The sequence below is a fragment of the Paraburkholderia sp. J7 genome, assembly GCF_905220155.1.
Lineage (GTDB): Bacteria > Pseudomonadota > Gammaproteobacteria > Burkholderiales > Burkholderiaceae > Paraburkholderia.
On record NZ_CAJMYZ010000001.1, the window covers coordinates 518294 to 534796 of the forward strand.

The 16503-nt window shown below is 65.1% G+C and carries 8 protein-coding genes; 5 read left to right on the forward strand and 3 right to left on the reverse strand.

The window, feature by feature from the left end; translation table 11 throughout:
* Positions 1–91 precede the first annotated feature (91 nt).
* Positions 92–1852, forward strand: a complete 1761-nt coding sequence (locus U5A58_RS02345; RefSeq protein ID WP_321960132.1) for an AMP-binding protein — start codon at positions 92–94, stop codon at positions 1850–1852.
* A 745-nt stretch (positions 1853–2597) separates the two neighbouring features.
* Here U5A58_RS02345 and U5A58_RS02350 read toward each other — a convergent pair.
* Positions 2598–3419 carry a transporter substrate-binding domain-containing protein gene (locus U5A58_RS02350; RefSeq protein ID WP_321960133.1) on the reverse strand — a complete coding sequence of 274 codons (822 nt, stop codon included), beginning with the start codon at positions 3417–3419 and terminating at the stop codon, positions 2598–2600.
* A gap of 227 nt (positions 3420–3646) precedes the next feature.
* Here U5A58_RS02350 and hemE point away from each other — a divergent pair, with 227 nt between their 5' ends.
* The 4 genes from hemE to U5A58_RS02370 all read left to right on the forward strand — a co-directional run bounded on the left by hemE (position 3647) and on the right by U5A58_RS02370 (position 13115).
* Positions 3647–4738, forward strand: a complete 1092-nt coding sequence (gene hemE, locus U5A58_RS02355) for a uroporphyrinogen decarboxylase (RefSeq protein WP_321907166.1) — start codon at positions 3647–3649, stop codon at positions 4736–4738.
* Between the two features lie 416 nt (positions 4739–5154).
* Positions 5155–7410, forward strand: coding sequence for a primosomal protein N' (locus tag U5A58_RS02360; RefSeq protein WP_321960134.1), 2256 nt, complete (start codon positions 5155–5157; stop codon positions 7408–7410).
* Between the two features lie 513 nt (positions 7411–7923).
* A complete protein-coding gene (putA, locus tag U5A58_RS02365; protein ID WP_321960135.1) occupies positions 7924–11871 on the forward strand; it encodes a trifunctional transcriptional regulator/proline dehydrogenase/L-glutamate gamma-semialdehyde dehydrogenase in 3948 nt (1315 codons plus the stop codon).
* A 95-nt stretch (positions 11872–11966) separates the two neighbouring features.
* Positions 11967–13115, forward strand: a complete 1149-nt coding sequence (locus U5A58_RS02370; RefSeq protein ID WP_158758924.1) for a branched-chain amino acid ABC transporter substrate-binding protein — start codon at positions 11967–11969, stop codon at positions 13113–13115.
* A 124-nt stretch (positions 13116–13239) separates the two neighbouring features.
* On the opposite strand, the gene U5A58_RS02375 is transcribed toward U5A58_RS02370, so the two are convergent.
* A complete protein-coding gene (locus U5A58_RS02375; protein WP_321960136.1) occupies positions 13240–14958 on the reverse strand; it encodes a thiamine pyrophosphate-binding protein in 1719 nt (572 codons plus the stop codon).
* A gap of 74 nt (positions 14959–15032) precedes the next feature.
* Positions 15033–16421, reverse strand: a complete 1389-nt coding sequence (locus tag U5A58_RS02380; protein WP_321960137.1) for an L-serine ammonia-lyase — start codon at positions 16419–16421, stop codon at positions 15033–15035.
* Positions 16422–16503: the final 82 nt, after the last annotated feature.

Genomic DNA, 16503 nt, shown 5'->3' on the forward strand with positions numbered 1-16503 from the left:
GACTTGATGCCGCCCCCGGGAAAGCCGGTGGCACAATGGATTTCAAATTCATTTCAAACGCGGGAGTGATGCTCCCCAGGAGACAGCCATCATGGCAATCGACGCAGCAGGCGCGCCCGCAGCGCCCGGTGTACATGAGCCGCTCATCGCGCCGAAAGACGGGCTTTCATACGTGCGAGGCACGATCGACGTGCCGCTCAGCGACGCGACCCTAGGCACCTTCCTGCAGGAGACGGCGAAGCGGTTTCCCGAGCGGCCCGCCGTGGTGTTCCGCGAGCAGGGCATTCGCTGGAACTGGCGTGAGTTTGCCGCCGAAGTGGACGTGCTCGCCGCAGGTTTCGCCGAGCTCGGCATCGTCAAGGGGGATCGCGTTGGCATCTGGTCGCCCAATCGCGTCGAGTGGTTGCTCACCCAGTTTGCGACCGCGCGTATCGGCGCGGTGCTCGTCAACATCAATCCCGCGTATCGCCTCGCCGAACTCGAATACGCGCTGAACAAGGTGAGTTGCAAGGCCATTGTTTCTGCGGAGAGCTTCAAGACCTCGAAGTATCTGGAGATGCTGCAGACACTTGCGCCGGAGCTTGCGACCGCTGCCCCCGGCCAGCTGCAGGCCGCGCGCCTGCCCGAGCTGCGTGCGGTCGTGCGCATGTGCGACACGGCCACGCCCGGCATGCTCTGCTTCAGCGAACTCGTGGAGATGGGCCGCGAGCGCATTGCCCGCGACGGCACGGCGTGGCTCGACGCGATCGATGCGGCGCTATTGCCCGACGACGCGATCAACATCCAGTTCACGAGCGGCACGACCGGCAATCCGAAGGGCGCGACGCTCACGCACCGCAACGTGCTCAACAACGGGCGCTTCATCGCCCAGGCAATGCGCCTCACGGAGGAAGACTCGCTCTGCATTCCGGTGCCGCTTTATCACTGCTTCGGCATGGTGCTCGCGGTGCTCGCGTGCGTTTCGGTGGGCGCGAACATGGTGTTCCCTGGCGAGGCCTTCGATCCGCGCGCGACGCTCGCAGCCGTCTCGGAAGAGGGCTGCACGGCACTGCATGGCGTACCCACCATGTTCATCGCGGAACTCGATCATCCGGAGTTCGCGAGCTTCGATCTTTCGAAGCTGCGCACGGGCATCATGGCCGGCTCGCCTTGTCCGATCGAGACGATGAAGCGCGTAGTGTCGAAGATGCATCTCGCCGAAATCACGATTGCCTACGGCATGACGGAAACGAGCCCGGTGTCGTTCCAAAGCTCGACAACCGACCCGCTCGACAAGCGCACGACCACCGTGGGCCGCATTCAGCCGCATCTCGAAGTCAAGATCGTCGATGCGCTCGGCAACACCGTGCCTGTGGGCGAAACGGGCGAGTTGTGTACGAAGGGTTATTCGGTGATGCAGGGCTACTGGGGCGATGAGGAGAAGACGGCGGAGTCGATCGTCGACGGCTGGATGCATACGGGCGATCTCGCCACGATCGACGCCGAAGGCTACTGCAACATCGTCGGCCGCTTGAAGGACATGCTCATTCGCGGCGGAGAGAACATCTATCCGCGCGAGATCGAGGAGTTTCTGTTCCGCCATCCGAAGGTGCAATCGGCGCAGGTATTCGGCGTGCCCGATGCGAAGTACGGCGAGGAAGTGTGCGCGTGGATCGTGCTGCGGCCGGGCGAGGTGGCAACGGCGGAAGACATTCAGGCGTTCTGCCAGGGGCAAATTGCGCACTACAAGATCCCGAAGTACATCCGCTTCGTCGAAGAGCTGCCGATGACCGTGACAGGCAAGGTGCAGAAGTTCGTGATGCGCGCGCGCATGATCGACGAACTCAAGATCAGCGAGCAGAAGACGGCTTGACGCCTGATTTGATGCCATGCCGCGGCGGACAGATCACCCCGTCGCGGCGCGATGCGCGAGCGCGCAAAAATAATCGGGAAACCGAACGATTATCTGGCGGTGGAGGGAGTGGGTGCGTAACGATGCCTGTTGAATAACGAAACATACAGGCGAAAAAAAAGCGGGCCTGGAGCCCGCTAAAAACCACACGCTACGGGGTTAGCGCGAGGAGACCAAAGGAGGAGCCGGGTCATGAAACGTCTTCGACGCCGGTCACGGCTCCAACAAGGATGCCCCTCGAGAGGGCTTCGGCGTAGTGCCGACCGGCAGGTGTTTTGTGTCCGCTCACACTGGCACCGAGCCACATCCGTGTTGAAACCGTTGAAGGCCATTGTGGGCGAATTAAGATGGCTTCGCGGTAACAAAGTGTTTCAGGTTGTAACGCCCGCCAGATAAGGCTTAGAGCCTCTTTTTGCCATCCTGAGCGTTTTACGGAAGTCATTTTTACCGCTATTTTCCGAGGCGGTTTGACAGCCCGAATCGCCGTTCGCGCAAGAGGATTCGTATCGCATGAAGAAAGGCCCACAGCATGGGCCTTTTGCGCGTGACGCGCTTCGTACGGAATTACCGGTTGCGCACATGCGCAATGCGTCGACATCGCTCGCATGCGCGAAATGCAAACTTTGCGCGCCTCGTGTTACGGCATCGTCTTGCAACTCATCGTAGCAATTCGAAGGGCCATAACAACGTGGCGCGGGTCAACACGTCACTTCAGCCACTTGTCGGAGATTGCCTGATATTCGCCGCTCGCGCGCGCAAGATGCAGCCACTGATCCACATACTGCTGGAACACCACGTCGCCGCGCGGCACCATCCACGCTTTCTCGCCATACTGGAACGGCTTGTCGGGATGCACGGAGCACAGGCCCGGGTTGAGCTTTTGCTGCAGCATCGTCTCGGAAGCGTCGGTCACCATCACGTCGGCCTTGCCTGCGAGGATCTGCTTGAAGATCGTCACGTTGTCCGGATACATGATGAGGTTCGCATGCGGCAAGAACTGCTTCGCAAAGCGCTCGTTCGTGCCGCCCGGATTCACGATCACGCGCACGGAAGGCTGATTGATCTGCGCAACGGTCTGGTACTTCTTGACGTCGTCGCAGCGCACGATTGGTGTCTTGCCGTCGACTTGATATGCATCGGTGAAGAACGCACGTTTCTGGCGATCGAGCGTCGTGGAGACGCCACCCACCGCAATGTCGCACTTCGCGAGGAAGTCGGTCATGAGGTTCGACCACGACGTCTTCACGAACTCGGCCTTCACGCCGAGCGACTTCGCGAGCGACTCCGTCATGTCGATATCGATGCCTTCGAATGTACCGTCCTGCCTGTAGAACGAGTAGGGCTTGTAGTCGCCAGTCGTGCAGGCGCGCAGCGTGCCGCGCGCGAGGATTTCATCGAGGCGTGAAGCGTTAGCGGCAGGAGCGGCGGCCTGCGTACCGTTGGTTGGCGTGCCGGCCGATTGGCTCGTGGCGCATGCGCTCAACAAAACGGCGCTAACGATCGTCAGGCCGAGGGCGACTTTTTTCATCGTGTCTCCTTCTATGGTTTTGATCGATGTAATTTTTTAGAAAGCCGTCTGATCATAGTCCTCGCTTGCCCTGACAGATAAGCGCGGACTTACCTGGGTATGCAAGGACCTATACTTCGGTGTTATTGCGCTTTCTGATGCCGCCCATCAGCGGTATGGCACGGCGGCCGCTCCGGTAAAATGGGCGCTCGCTTTCGAACCTTGGCGCGACTTCGCGCATCCAGCACGTGGCCCACACTCTCCTGAACGACACCTTCCTGCGCGCGCTGCTGCGCCAGCCGACCGAGTACACGCCAATCTGGCTGATGCGCCAGGCAGGCCGCTATCTGCCGGAGTACAACGCCACGCGCAGCCGCGCGGGCAGCTTCCTCGGCCTCGCGAAGAATCCCGATTACGCGACCGAGGTCACGCTGCAGCCGCTCGAGCGCTATCCGCTCGATGCCGCGATCCTGTTTTCCGACATCCTGACGATCCCGGATGCAATGGGCCTAGGCCTCTCGTTTCAGGCGGGCGAAGGGCCGAAGTTTGCGCACCCCGTGCGCACCGAAGAAGACGTGGCGCGCCTCGCCGTGCCGGACATCGGCGCGACGCTCGGCTATGTGACCGACGCCGTGCGCGAAATTCGCCGCGCGCTCACCAATGCGCAAGGGCGCCAGCGCGTGCCGCTCATCGGCTTCTCAGGCAGCCCGTGGACGCTCGCGTGCTACATGGTCGAGGGCGGCGGCTCGGACGACTTCCGCACGGTGAAGTCGATGCTGTACGCGCGCCCGGACCTCATGCAGCGCATTCTCGAAGTCAACGCGCAGGCCGTGGCGGCTTACCTGAACGCGCAGATCGAAGCAGGCGCGCAGGCCGTGATGATTTTCGACACCTGGGGCGGCGCGCTCGCGGACGGCGTCTATCAGCGTTTTTCGCTCGCGTACATCGCGCAGGTCGTGGCGCAGCTCAAGCGCGAGCACGACGGCGAGCGCGTGCCGGTAATCACGTTCACGAAGGGCGGCGGCCTCTGGCTCGATGAAATCGCCAACACGGGCGTGGACGCAGTGGGTCTCGACTGGACCGTCAATCTTGGCCGCGCGCGCGAACGCGTGGGCGATCGCGTGGCGCTGCAGGGCAACCTCGACCCCACGGTGCTGTTCGCGTCGCCTGCCGCGATTCGCGAGCAGGCGCGCGCGGTACTGGACAGCTTTGGCGCGCACCCGGGGCACGTGTTCAACCTCGGTCACGGCATTTCGCAGTTCACGCCGCCCGAAAGCGTGGCTGAACTCGTGGACGAAGTGCATCGTCACAGCCGCGCGATTCGCGCAGCCGGTGCGTGACATTTTGGTGCGCCGCATCAAGCTGGGCTCCGGGCATCAGGGTATGACCGGGCTCAAGAGGCCACCCAGACGCCATTGCGGTCCTGTCAAGACTTGACTTATGCACACTTGCCTCGTTGCGGCGCGCAAGAGGGAAAGGTTGTCGCAGGCGCCCGCTTAAGTCTGAGCAGAATCAATCAGACCCTTGACAGACAAGGCTTTCGCCGCTCCACGGCGCTCTGTGCGGTATCCCACATAACGAGCCTGCGCGGGCGCCCTGCGACGACGCCCGGCGAGTTCTCAACAAAGTTATCCACAGGCGCAGATTCGGGGGCGCGATTGTTCTGCGGAATCCAAAACTTAGCGCGAAATCTCAAGTATTACTTTAGGTTTGCGTGTCTGTGCGCTAGCGTACGGAACTTCCCTGGGAGCGCAGCATGACAGGGCCGTTCGTGCGCGTGGCGCTGGACCATCCTCTGGACGCGCTCTACGACTATCGCTATAGCCTCGATACCGCGCCCGAACCCGGCATGCTGGTGCGTGTGCCGTTTGGACGCCGCGATGTGGTCGGCCTCATTTTCGAAGTGAACGCTCACAGCGATGTGCCCGCGAACAAGCTCCGTGACGCGAGCGCGGTGTGCGCCGCCTGCCCGCCGCTTTCGGCGCAATGGCTCGCGCTGGCAGGCTTTGCCGCCGACTACTATCAGCGGGGCCTGGGCGAGGTCGCGTTGCCTGCGCTGCCTCAGGCGTTGCGCGATCCGTCGCGCTGGGCGCGTCTCCTCGCCCCGGAGGAGCGCTACCGGCTGTTGCCGCAAGGGCGCGCCGCGCTGCCCGACGCGTTGCCGGCGCGCGCCCAGGCGCTGCGCCGTCTCGCGCAGGCGCTAACCGATGCGGGCGAACTCGACGCAGCCGCGGCGCGCGCGCTGCATCCCAAGGCGATCGCGACACTCGAAGCCTGGTGCGACGCTGGCTGGGTCGAGCATGAATGCATCGAGTTCGGCTCGGCCACAAGCATGGTTAGCAGCGCCGCAGACGCTACCGCCGCTGTCGAGATCCCGCGCCTGAGCGACGAGCAAGCCGACGCCGTGGAGGCGATCGGCGCGGCGAGCGGGTTCGCACCGTTCCTGTTGCATGGCGTGACGGGCAGCGGCAAGACCGAAGTCTATCTGCGCGCGCTCGCGGCGCTGCTCGAGCGCGATCCGGGCGCTCAGGCGCTCGTGCTCGTTCCCGAAATCAATCTCACGCCGCAGTTCGAGGCGGCCTTTCGCACGCGCTTCGCGGCCACGCTCGCGAGCGACGCCATCGTGACGCTTCACAGTGGGCTGGCCGAAGGCGAGCGCGCCCGCAACTGGCTTGCGGCGCACACGGGCCGCGCGCGCATCGTGCTCGGCACCCGGCTCGCGGTGCTCGCCTCGCTGCCGCGTCTCAGGATGCTCGTGGTCGACGAGGAGCACGACCCCGCCTACAAACAGCAGGAAGGGCTGCGCTACTCGGCGCGCGATCTTGCGGTATGGCGCGCCAAGCAGCTCGGCGTGCCGGTCGTGCTGGGCTCGGCCACGCCGTCGCTCGAAAGCTGGTGGCAGGCCGAGCAGGGGCGCTACACGCGCCTCACGCTCACGCGCCGCGCCATTGCCGACGCGGTGCTGCCCACCGTCAAGCTGATCGACCTCGAAGAGGAACGCCGGCGCGGCCGAGCCTCGTTCGAGGGGCTTTCCGGGCCTTTGGTCGCGGCGATGAAGGCGCGTCTCGAACGCGGCGAACAAAGCCTCGTGTTCCTGAACCGTCGCGGCTACGCGCCCACGCTCGCGTGCGATGCCTGCGGCTGGGTGGCGGGTTGCCCGCGCTGCAGCGCCTACGTCGTGCTGCACAAGCCCGAGCGCGCGCTGCGCTGCCATCACTGCGGCTGGGAATCGCGCATTCCGCATTCGTGCCCCGAGTGCGGCAACGTCGACATCGCGCCCATGGGGCGCGGCACGCAGCGTATCGAGGAGGCGCTCGCGAGTGCGGTGCCGGGCGCGCGGGTGCTGCGCATCGACGCCGACAGCACGCGCCGCAAGGGCAGCGCGCAGGCGCTTTTCTCCGACGTGCACGCGGGCGAAGTCGACATCCTGGTGGGCACGCAGATGATCGCCAAAGGGCACGACTTCCAGCGCGTGTCGCTAGTTGGCGTGCTGAACGCCGACAATGCGCTCTTCTCGCACGATTTCCGGGCGAGCGAGCGCCTGTTCGCGCAGCTGATGCAGGTGAGCGGGCGTGCGGGTCGCGCCGGACTGCCCGGCGAGGTGCTCGTGCAGACGCGCTATCCGCGCCATGCGCTCTATCACGCGCTGGCGCGCCAGGACTATGTGGGTTTTGCGAATACGCAGATCGCGGAGCGGCGCGATGCGCACCTGCCGCCGTTCGTCTATCAGGCGTTATTGCGCGCCGAAGGGCGCACGCTGGACGCCGCGCTGGCGTTTCTTGCCCAAGCCGCAGAAGCGCTCGCCGCGATTCCGGGCGCCGAGCGCGTCATGGCCTACGACGCGGTGCCGCTCACCATCGTGAAGGTGATGAACGTGCATCGCGCGCAACTGCTCGTGGAAAGCCAGTCGCGCGCCGCGCTGCAGGCGACGCTGCGCGCGTGGCAGCCCGCGCTGCGCGCGTTGCGCGGCGTGCTGCGCTGGAATCTCGAAGTCGATCCGCTCGACATCTAGCCGCGGACGTGGCCCCGCTGACGTGCACCCTAAGGCAACAGCGGCGCCACCCGGCATCGACTTCCCGTTTCCTTCCTTACTGGCCGACCGTATCGGCCGCGTCCCTATGCGCCGCGCGCTTCAAGCTCATGCGGCGTTCATCCGGCGCCGTCGCACCGCGCATGAAAAATACGGCGCACATGGCGCACATCGTCCAGATTCCAGCGATTACAAGCAGCTTTTCCATTTTCCGGTCCCTTCGCTCTTTCTTGTGAACAACCCCCGCTTTGTTTGTATAACGGCACGGCCGCGGAATCGATTAGGGTTGTCCTGCGTGTTGCTGGACCAGGGAAAATACCGAGCGCAACCCGCGCGGCCCGGTGGGCGGGCATCGGCCGCAAAGCCAGGCTGCACAAGGTTTCTGCAGTGGTGCAACCATATTGAGGGAGTGGTTGCACCTTTTTATTTGTAGGGTTACGATTCGCCAACTTTTTAGTCACCGCCGGTGCGGATCTACCGGCATACGAAGGAAACATGGCTAGCACCACACTTGGCGTCAAAGTCGACGATCTCCTCCGCTCCCGCCTCAAGGACGCCGCCACGCGGCTCGAGCGCACGCCGCATTGGCTCATCAAGCAAGCCATCTTTGCCTACCTCGAGAAAATCGAGCACGGCCAGCTGCCTCCCGAACTCAATGGGCATGTCAGTGCGACCGATCTCGCGGAAGGTGCTACCGCCGAGGACGACGACGCAGCCTCGCACCCGTTCCTCGAATTCGCGCAGAACGTGCAACCGCAGTCGGTGCTGCGCGCGGCCATCACGGCTGCGTACCGCCGCCCGGAGCCGGAGTGCGTGCCGTTCCTGATCGGCGAGGCGCGCCTGCCGGCCAACCTCACCGGCGACGTGACGAAGCTCGCCACCAAGCTCGTGGAAACGCTGCGCGCGAAGGGCACCGGCGGCGGTGTGGAAGGCCTGATCCACGAGTTTTCGCTGTCCAGCCAGGAAGGCGTGGCGCTGATGTGCCTCGCCGAAGCGCTGCTGCGCATTCCCGACCGCGCCACGCGCGACGCGCTCATTCGCGACAAGATCAGCAAGGGCGACTGGAAGTCGCACGTGGGCCACGCGCCGTCGCTGTTCGTGAACGCCGCCACGTGGGGCCTCATGATCACGGGCAAGCTCGTGACTACGAACAGCGAAACCGGCCTGTCGTCGGCGCTCACGCGCATGATCGGCAAGGGCGGCGAGCCGCTGATCCGCAAGGGCGTGGACATGGCCATGCGCCTGATGGGCGAGCAGTTCGTGACGGGCGAGAACATCTCCGAAGCGCTGGCCAACAGCCGCAAGTTCGAAGCGCGCGGTTTCCGCTACTCGTACGACATGCTCGGCGAAGCCGCAACGACGGAAGCCGATGCTCAGCGCTACTACGCATCGTACGAGCAGGCGATCCACGCCATCGGCAAGGCTGCGGGCGGGCGCGGGATCTACGAAGGCCCGGGCATCTCGATCAAGCTCTCCGCGCTGCACCCGCGCTACTCGCGCGCGCAGCAGGAGCGCACGATGGGCGAACTGCTGCCGCGCGTGCGCGCGCTCGCCGTGCTGGCTCGCCGCTATGACATCGGCCTCAATATCGACGCCGAAGAAGCCGACCGTCTCGAGCTTTCGCTCGATCTGCTCGAAGCGCTGTGCTTCGACCCGGAACTGGCGGGCTGGAACGGCATTGGTTTCGTGGTGCAGGCTTACCAGAAGCGCTGCCCGTTCGTGATCGACTACATCGTTGATCTCGCGCGCCGCAGCCGTCACCGCATCATGGTGCGCCTCGTGAAGGGCGCGTACTGGGATACGGAAATCAAGCGCGCGCAGGTGGATGGCCTCGAAGGCTACCCGGTGTACACGCGCAAGATCTACACGGACGTGTCGTACCTCGCCTGCGCGAAGAAGCTGCTCGGCGCGCCGGATGCCGTGTATCCGCAGTTCGCCACGCACAACGCGTACACGCTCTCGGCGATCTATCACCTCGCGGGCCAGAACTACTATCCCGGCCAGTACGAATTCCAGTGCCTGCACGGCATGGGCGAGCCGCTGTACGAAGAAGTCACGGGCCCGCTCGCGCAAGGCAAGCTCAACCGTCCGTGCCGCGTCTACGCGCCGGTCGGCACGCATGAAACGCTGCTCGCGTATCTCGTGCGCCGCCTGCTCGAAAACGGCGCGAACACGTCGTTCGTGAACCGCATCGCCGACGAGACGGTGCCGGTGAGCGAACTGGTCGCGAACCCGATCGACGAAGCCGCGAAGGTCGTGCCGCTCGGCGCGCCGCACGCGAAGATTGCGCTGCCGCGCGAGTTGTACGGCAACGAGCGCTCCAATTCGATGGGTCTCGATCTCTCGAACGAGCATCGCCTTGCGTCGCTTTCATCGGCGCTGCTGGCGAGCGCCCATCACCCGTGGCGCGCCGCCCCGATGCTCGCCGACAATGACATCGCAGACAGCGCCGCACGCGACGTGCGTAATCCGGCCGATCATCGCGATCTCGTCGGGACCGTCGTGGAAGCCACGAGCGAGCATGTGAGCGCCGCACTTTCGCACGCGGTGGCCGCCGCGCCGATCTGGCAGGCCACGCCCGTCGAAGCGCGCGCCGATTGCCTCGCGCGCGCCGCCGATCTGCTCGAAGCGCAGATGCACACGCTGATGGGCCTGATCGTGCGCGAAGCGGGCAAGTCGCTGCCGAACGCCGTGGCCGAAATTCGTGAAGCGATCGACTTCCTGCGCTACTACTCCACGCAGATCCGCGACGAGTTCTCGAACGACACGCATCGTCCGCTCGGCCCCGTGGTGTGTATCAGCCCGTGGAACTTCCCGCTCGCGATCTTCATGGGCCAGGTGGCCGCCGCGCTCGCAGCCGGCAACACGGTGCTCGCGAAGCCCGCTGAACAAACGCCGCTGATCGCCGCGCAAGCCGTGCGCATCCTGCGCGAAGCCGGCGTGCCGGCGGGCGCGGTGCAACTGCTGCCGGGCAACGGCGAAACCGTGGGCGCGGCGCTCGTCGCCGATCACCGCACGCGTGCCGTGATGTTCACGGGCTCGACCGAAGTGGCGCGCCTCATCAACAAGACGCTGTCCGAGCGCCTCGACTCCGAAGGCCGCCCGATCCCGCTGATCGCCGAAACCGGCGGCCAGAACGCGATGATCGTCGATTCGTCGGCGCTTGCGGAGCAGGTCGTGGCCGACGTGCTGCAAAGCGCGTTCGACTCGGCTGGCCAGCGCTGTTCCGCGCTGCGCGTGCTGTGCCTGCAGGACGACGTGGCGGACCGCACGCTCGAAATGCTCACGGGCGCCATGAAGGAACTCGCGGTGGGCAACCCCGACCGCCTCTCGACCGACGTTGGCCCCGTGATCGACATCGACGCGAAGCGCGGCATCGACACGCACGTTACCGGCATGCGTGAGAAGGGCCGCAAGGTCCAGCAGATGCCGACGCCCGAGACCTGCGCACAAGGCACGTTCGTTCCGCCCACGCTAATCGAGCTCGACAGCCTCGACGAACTCAAGCGCGAAGTGTTCGGTCCGGTGCTGCATGTGGTGCGCTACCGCCGCAGCCAGCTCGACAAGCTGCTCGAGCAGATCCGCGCGACGGGCTACGGCCTCACGCTCGGCATCCACACGCGTATCGACGAAACGATCGCGCACGTGATCGGTCGTGCGCATGTGGGCAATATCTACGTGAACCGCAACGTGATCGGCGCGGTGGTGGGCGTGCAGCCGTTCGGCGGTGAGGGCCTGTCGGGCACGGGTCCGAAGGCGGGTGGCGCGCTGTATCTCTCGCGTTTGCTCGCGAAGCGTCCGGCCGGTCTGCCGAAGTCGCTCGCCGATGTGCTCGTCGTCGATGCGCCGCAAGCTGCCGAAGGCAACAACGGCGCGCCGCAATCGGCGCAGACTGCGCTCACGACGCTGCGCGACTGGCTCATCGCCGAGCGCGAGCCCGCACTCGCGGCACGCTGCGACGGCTACCTCGAATACGTGCTCGCGGGCGCCACGGCGGTTCTGCCGGGCCCGACGGGCGAGCGCAACACGTACACGCTTTCGGCGCGCGGCACGGTGCTGTGCGTGCCTTCCACGGCGACCGGCGCACGCGCACAACTCGCCGTTGCATTGGCAACGGGCAACCGCGCGCTGTTCCAGGGCGCGGCGGGCGAAGCGCTGGTGAACGCGCTCCCGGCAGCGCTGAAGGCGCACGTCGCAATCAAGAAGACGGCCGACGCCGACTTCGATGCGGTCCTCTTCGAAGGCGACAGCGACGAGTTGCTCGCACTCGTGAAGGAAGTGGCCAAGCGTCCTGGCCCGATCGTCTCGGTGCAAGGCGTGGCAGCACACGCGCTGGCCAATGGCGATGAAGATTACGCGCTCGAACGACTGCTCGCGGAACGTTCGGTCAGCGTGAATACGGCAGCAGCAGGCGGTAATGCAAATTTGATGACGATCGGTTAACCACAAGCCATACTGTCGGTCGTCTCAAGACAAGGAAGCGGCAAGGCTCACGAATCCGAAGCCGCTCGTTCGATACCTGGTACCAAGGAGAAGCAATGCAACACACGATGAAGCAGCTGGCAGGCGCGACGCTTGTCGCCGCCCTGTCGCTGGCGGGGACTGCGCACGCACAACAAGCCGAAGACGTGAAGATCGGTTTCGCCGGTCCGATGACGGGTGCGCAGGCGCACTATGGCAAGGACTTCCAGAACGGCATCACGCTCGCAGTCGAAGACATCAACGCGACGAAGCCCGTGATCGGCGGCAAGCCGGTTCATTTCGTGCTCGACTCGGCCGACGATCAGGCCGACCCGCGCACGGGCACGACGGTCGCACAGAAGCTCGTCGACGACGGCATCAAGGGCATGCTCGGTCACTTCAACTCGGGCACGACGATCCCGGCTTCGCGCATCTACGCGAACGCGGGCATCCCGCAGATCGCCATGGCGACGGCGCCTGAGTACACGCAGCAAGGCTTCAACACGACGTTCCGCATGATGACCTCGGACACGCAGCAAGGTTCGGTCGCGGGCGCGTTCGCAGTGAAGAGCCTGGGCATGAAGAAGATCGTCGTGATCGACGACCGCACGGCTTACGGCCAGGGTCTCGCCGACGAGTTCTCGAAGGCGGCGAAGGCTGCGGGCGGCACGATCATCGACCGCGAGTACACCAACGACAAGGCCGTCGACTTCAAGTCGGTCCTGACGAAGGCGAAGGCGATGAACCCCGACCTGGTCTACTTCGGCGGCGCGGATTCGCAAGCGGCTCCGATGGTCAAGCAGATGAAGTCGCTCGGCATCAAGGCTCCGCTGATGGGCGGCGAAATGGTGCACACGCCGACCTTCCTGCAGATCGCGGGTGACGCGGCGAACGGCACGGTGGCATCGCTCGCCGGCCTGCCGCTCGACCAGATGCCGGGTGGCAAGGACTACGTCGCGAAGTACAAGAAGCGCTTCGGCGAAGACGTCCAGACGTACTCGCCGTACGCCTATGACGGCGCAATGGCCATGTTCGCGGCAATGAAGAAGGCCAACTCGACGGACCCGGCGAAGTACCTGCCGTTCCTCGCGAAGACGAGCATGCCGGCTGTCACGACGTCGGACCTCGCGTACGACCAGCGCGGCGACCTGAAGAACGGCGGCATCACGCTGTACAAGGTTGTCGACGGCAAGTGGACGACGCTGCAAAGCGTGGGCGGCAAGTAAGCGCCTGACGTTCGGCTGAAGTAAAAAAGCCCCGCGGATTCGAAAGATCCGCGGGGCTTTTGTTTGCGCGCTCAGGACTACCCGTCCGGCTCGAAAGGTGAGCTTATTCAGGATTCCTTTTCAGTCACTCTCCGCGCATTTTCTTACCCGCTTCGCGAATCTGTTCGAGCGTCGCCGCAGGCGTGCTCGCTTCCTTCGTCACACGGATCTCGATCAGCGCAGGTTTGCCGGCCGTGAGCGCGCGCTCGAGCGCGGGCGCAAATTGCGCCGTGGTCGTCACGACTTCGCCGTGTGCGCCGAACGACTGCGCAAACGCAGCGAAGTCGGGGTTCGTGAGCTGAGTGCCGTGCACGCGATTCGGATAGTGGCGCTCCTGGTGCATGCGGATCGTGCCGTAGTGCGAGTTGTTCACGACGATGAACACGACATTGAGCCCGTACTGCATCGCCGTGGCGAGTTCCGACGAAGCCATCATGAAGCAGCCATCGCCCGCGAGCGCGACCACGGTGCGCGAAGGATAGAGCGACTTCGCGGCGATCGCGGCCGGCACGCCGTAGCCCATCGCGCCGCTCGTGGGCGCGAGTTGCGAGCGGAAGTGGCGATACGCGAAGTGGCGATGCAGCCATGTCGCGTAGTTGCCCGCGCCGTTCGTGACGATCGCGTCGTCGGGCAGGCGTGCGCGCAGTTGCTGCATGATTTCGCCGAGTTGCACGTCGCCTGGCATCGGCAGCGGCTTGCGCCATGCGTGCCATGCCTCGTGTGCTTCGGCGGCGCTGCCGGCCCACGCGGGTTGAGCCGGTGCGGGCAGTTCGGCGAGCAGCGCCGCAATTTCGGCGAGGCCGGAGACGATCGGCAGATCCGCTGCATACACGCGGCCGAGTTCTTCCGCGCCCTGGTGCACGTGAATGAGCGTTTGCTTCGTCTTCGGAATGTCGAAGAGCGTGTAGCCGCCCGTCGTCGATTCGCCCAGACGCGGACCGAGCGCGAGCAGCACGTCCGCTTCGCGAATGCGTTTGGCCAGCGCCGGATTCACGCCGAGGCCCACGTCGCCCGCGTAGTTCGGATGCTCGTTGTTGAGCGTGTCCTGGAAACGGAACGCGAGGCCGACCGGCAATTGCCAGTTTTCGACGAAGCGCTGGAAATCAGCACACGCCTGGGTGTTCCAGCCATGTCCGCCCGCGATCACGAATGGCTTCTTCGCACCCGCGAGCAGTTCGCGCACGCGCTCCATCTGCGCGGCCGAAGGCGAGGCCTGCACGCGTTGCGCGGGCGGCGCGATGGGTTGCGCTTCGGATGCGGGAATGGCGCCGCTCAACATGTCTTCGGGCAGCGCGAGCACGACCGGGCCCGGCCGGCCCGACATCGCGATATGGAACGCGTGGCTCAGATATTCGGGCACGCGGCGCGCGTCGTCGATCTGCGTGACCCACTTGGCCATCTGGCCGAACATGCGTCGATAGTCGATTTCCTGGAACGCCTCGCGGTCCATCTGCTCGCGCGCGACCTGGCCGATCAGCAGGATCATCGGCGTGGAGTCCTGGAACGCCGTGTGCACGCCGATCGAGGCGTGCGTGGCGCCCGGCCCGCGCGTGACGAGCGCAACGCCCGGCTTGCCCGTGAGCTTGCCGATCGCTTCCGCCATGTTCGCCGCCGCCGCCTCGTGACGACACACCACGGTTTCGATCTTCGCGGTTTCGTCGGATAACGAATCGAGCACCGCGAGATAGCTCTCGCCCGGTACGCAGAACACGCGCTCGACGCCATTGGCGACGAGGGCATCGACGACGAGGCGAGCCCCGGTGGTGGTGGCTTCAGTGGTGGCGAACGCGTTCGGCTGCTGCATGGCGGTCAAGTCTCCTTCAATCGTTACGTGATTACGTCTGGATAGCTCAGGCAAGGCGACAGCGCTTTAACGCATCAGCACTCGACGATATTCACCGCGAGGCCGCCGCGCGAGGTCTCCTTGTACTTCGTTTTCATGTCGGCGCCGGTCTCGCGCATCGTCTTGATGACGGAGTCGAGCGAGACATAGTGCGCGCCGTCGCCGCGCAGCGCCATGCGCGCGGCGTTTACGGCCTTTACCGAAGCCATGGCGTTGCGTTCGATGCAGGGAATCTGCACCATGCCGCCAACGGGATCGCAGGTGAGGCCGAGGTTGTGTTCCATGCCGATTTCGGCGGCGTTCTCCACTTGCAGTGGCGTGCCGCCCAGGACGGCTGCGAGCGCGCCCGCGGCCATCGAGCAGGCCACGCCCACTTCGCCCTGGCAGCCCACTTCCGCGCCGGAGATCGACGCGTTGAGCTTGTAGAGAATGCCGATGGCGGCTGCGGTGAGCAGGAAGTCGATCACGCCTTGCTCGTTCGCGCCAGGCGTAAAGCGCACGTAGTAGTGCAGCACGGCAGGGATGATGCCCGCTGCGCCGTTGGTCGGTGCGGTCACCACGCGAGCCCCCGCGGCGTTTTCCTCGTTCACGGCGATCGCGTACAGGTTGATCCAGTCGATCATCGAGAGCGGGTCTTGCAGCGCGCGTTCGGGGTTGCTGGTCAGCGCGCGATACAGCTGCGGCGCGCGGCGCTTCACGGCGAAGGGGCCGGGCAGTGTGCCGTCGGCGTCGGGATTGTTGATGCCGCAACCGCGCGAGACGCACGACTGCATCACGTCCCAAATGCGCAGGAGACCTGAGCGAATCTGCTCGTCGCTATGCCAGACACGCTCGTTTTCGAGCATCAACTGCGCGACGCTCTTGCCCGTCGAGGCGCACAGCGCGAGCAGCTGCGCGCCCGTGGTGAACGGATGCGGCAATTGCTGCGCGGCGGCGAGCACCTTCGTGTTCGGCGCGCCGGCCGTGACGACGAAACCGCCGCCCACCGAGAGATACGTGCTTTCGCGCAGCGTTTCGCCGGTCGCGTCGAGCGCGCGCAGCTTCATGCCGTTCGGGTGCTCGGGCAGCGCCTGGCGATAAAACGCCACGTGCTCCTTGGGCACGAAGCCGATCGTATGGCGGCCGAGCAGCGCGAGCAGGCGCGAGGTGCGCACCGCTTCGAGGCGCGCGTTGATGGTGTCGGGATCGACGGTGTCGGGCGCATCGCCCATGAGGCCCAGCATGACGCCGCGGTCGGTGCCGTGCCCCTTGCCGGTTGCGCCGAGCGAGCCGTACAGCTCGACCTTCACGGCGGCGGTGCGCGCGAGCAGGTCGTCGCGCTCGAGTCCTTCGGCGAACATCAGCGCCGCGCGCATCGGCCCGACCGTGTGCGAGCTGGAAGGCCCGATGCCGACTTTGAAGAGATCGAAAACGCTTACTGCCATGGGTACTGCTCCTGCTTGTCTGACGTTTGTGGGGATGCGACGCTTTTGGCGGCATCGTTAGTTCCGTGCCGCCGCCGCAACC

Bases quoted from the DNA above. Each gene is read 5' to 3' on its own strand.
- U5A58_RS02345 (WP_321960132.1), top strand. From the start codon at position 92: ATGGCAATCGACGCAGCAGGCGCGCCCGCAGCGCCCGGTGTACATGAG.
- U5A58_RS02350 (WP_321960133.1), bottom strand. From the start codon at position 3,419: ATGAAAAAAGTCGCCCTCGGCCTGACGATCGTTAGCGCCGTTTTGTTG.
- U5A58_RS02360 (WP_321960134.1), top strand. From the start codon at position 5,155: ATGACAGGGCCGTTCGTGCGCGTGGCGCTGGACCATCCTCTGGACGCG.
- putA (WP_321960135.1), top strand. From the start codon at position 7,924: ATGGCTAGCACCACACTTGGCGTCAAAGTCGACGATCTCCTCCGCTCC.
- U5A58_RS02370 (WP_158758924.1), top strand. From the start codon at position 11,967: ATGCAACACACGATGAAGCAGCTGGCAGGCGCGACGCTTGTCGCCGCC.
- U5A58_RS02375 (WP_321960136.1), bottom strand. From the start codon at position 14,958: ATGCAGCAGCCGAACGCGTTCGCCACCACTGAAGCCACCACCACCGGG.
- U5A58_RS02380 (WP_321960137.1), bottom strand. From the start codon at position 16,421: ATGGCAGTAAGCGTTTTCGATCTCTTCAAAGTCGGCATCGGGCCTTCC.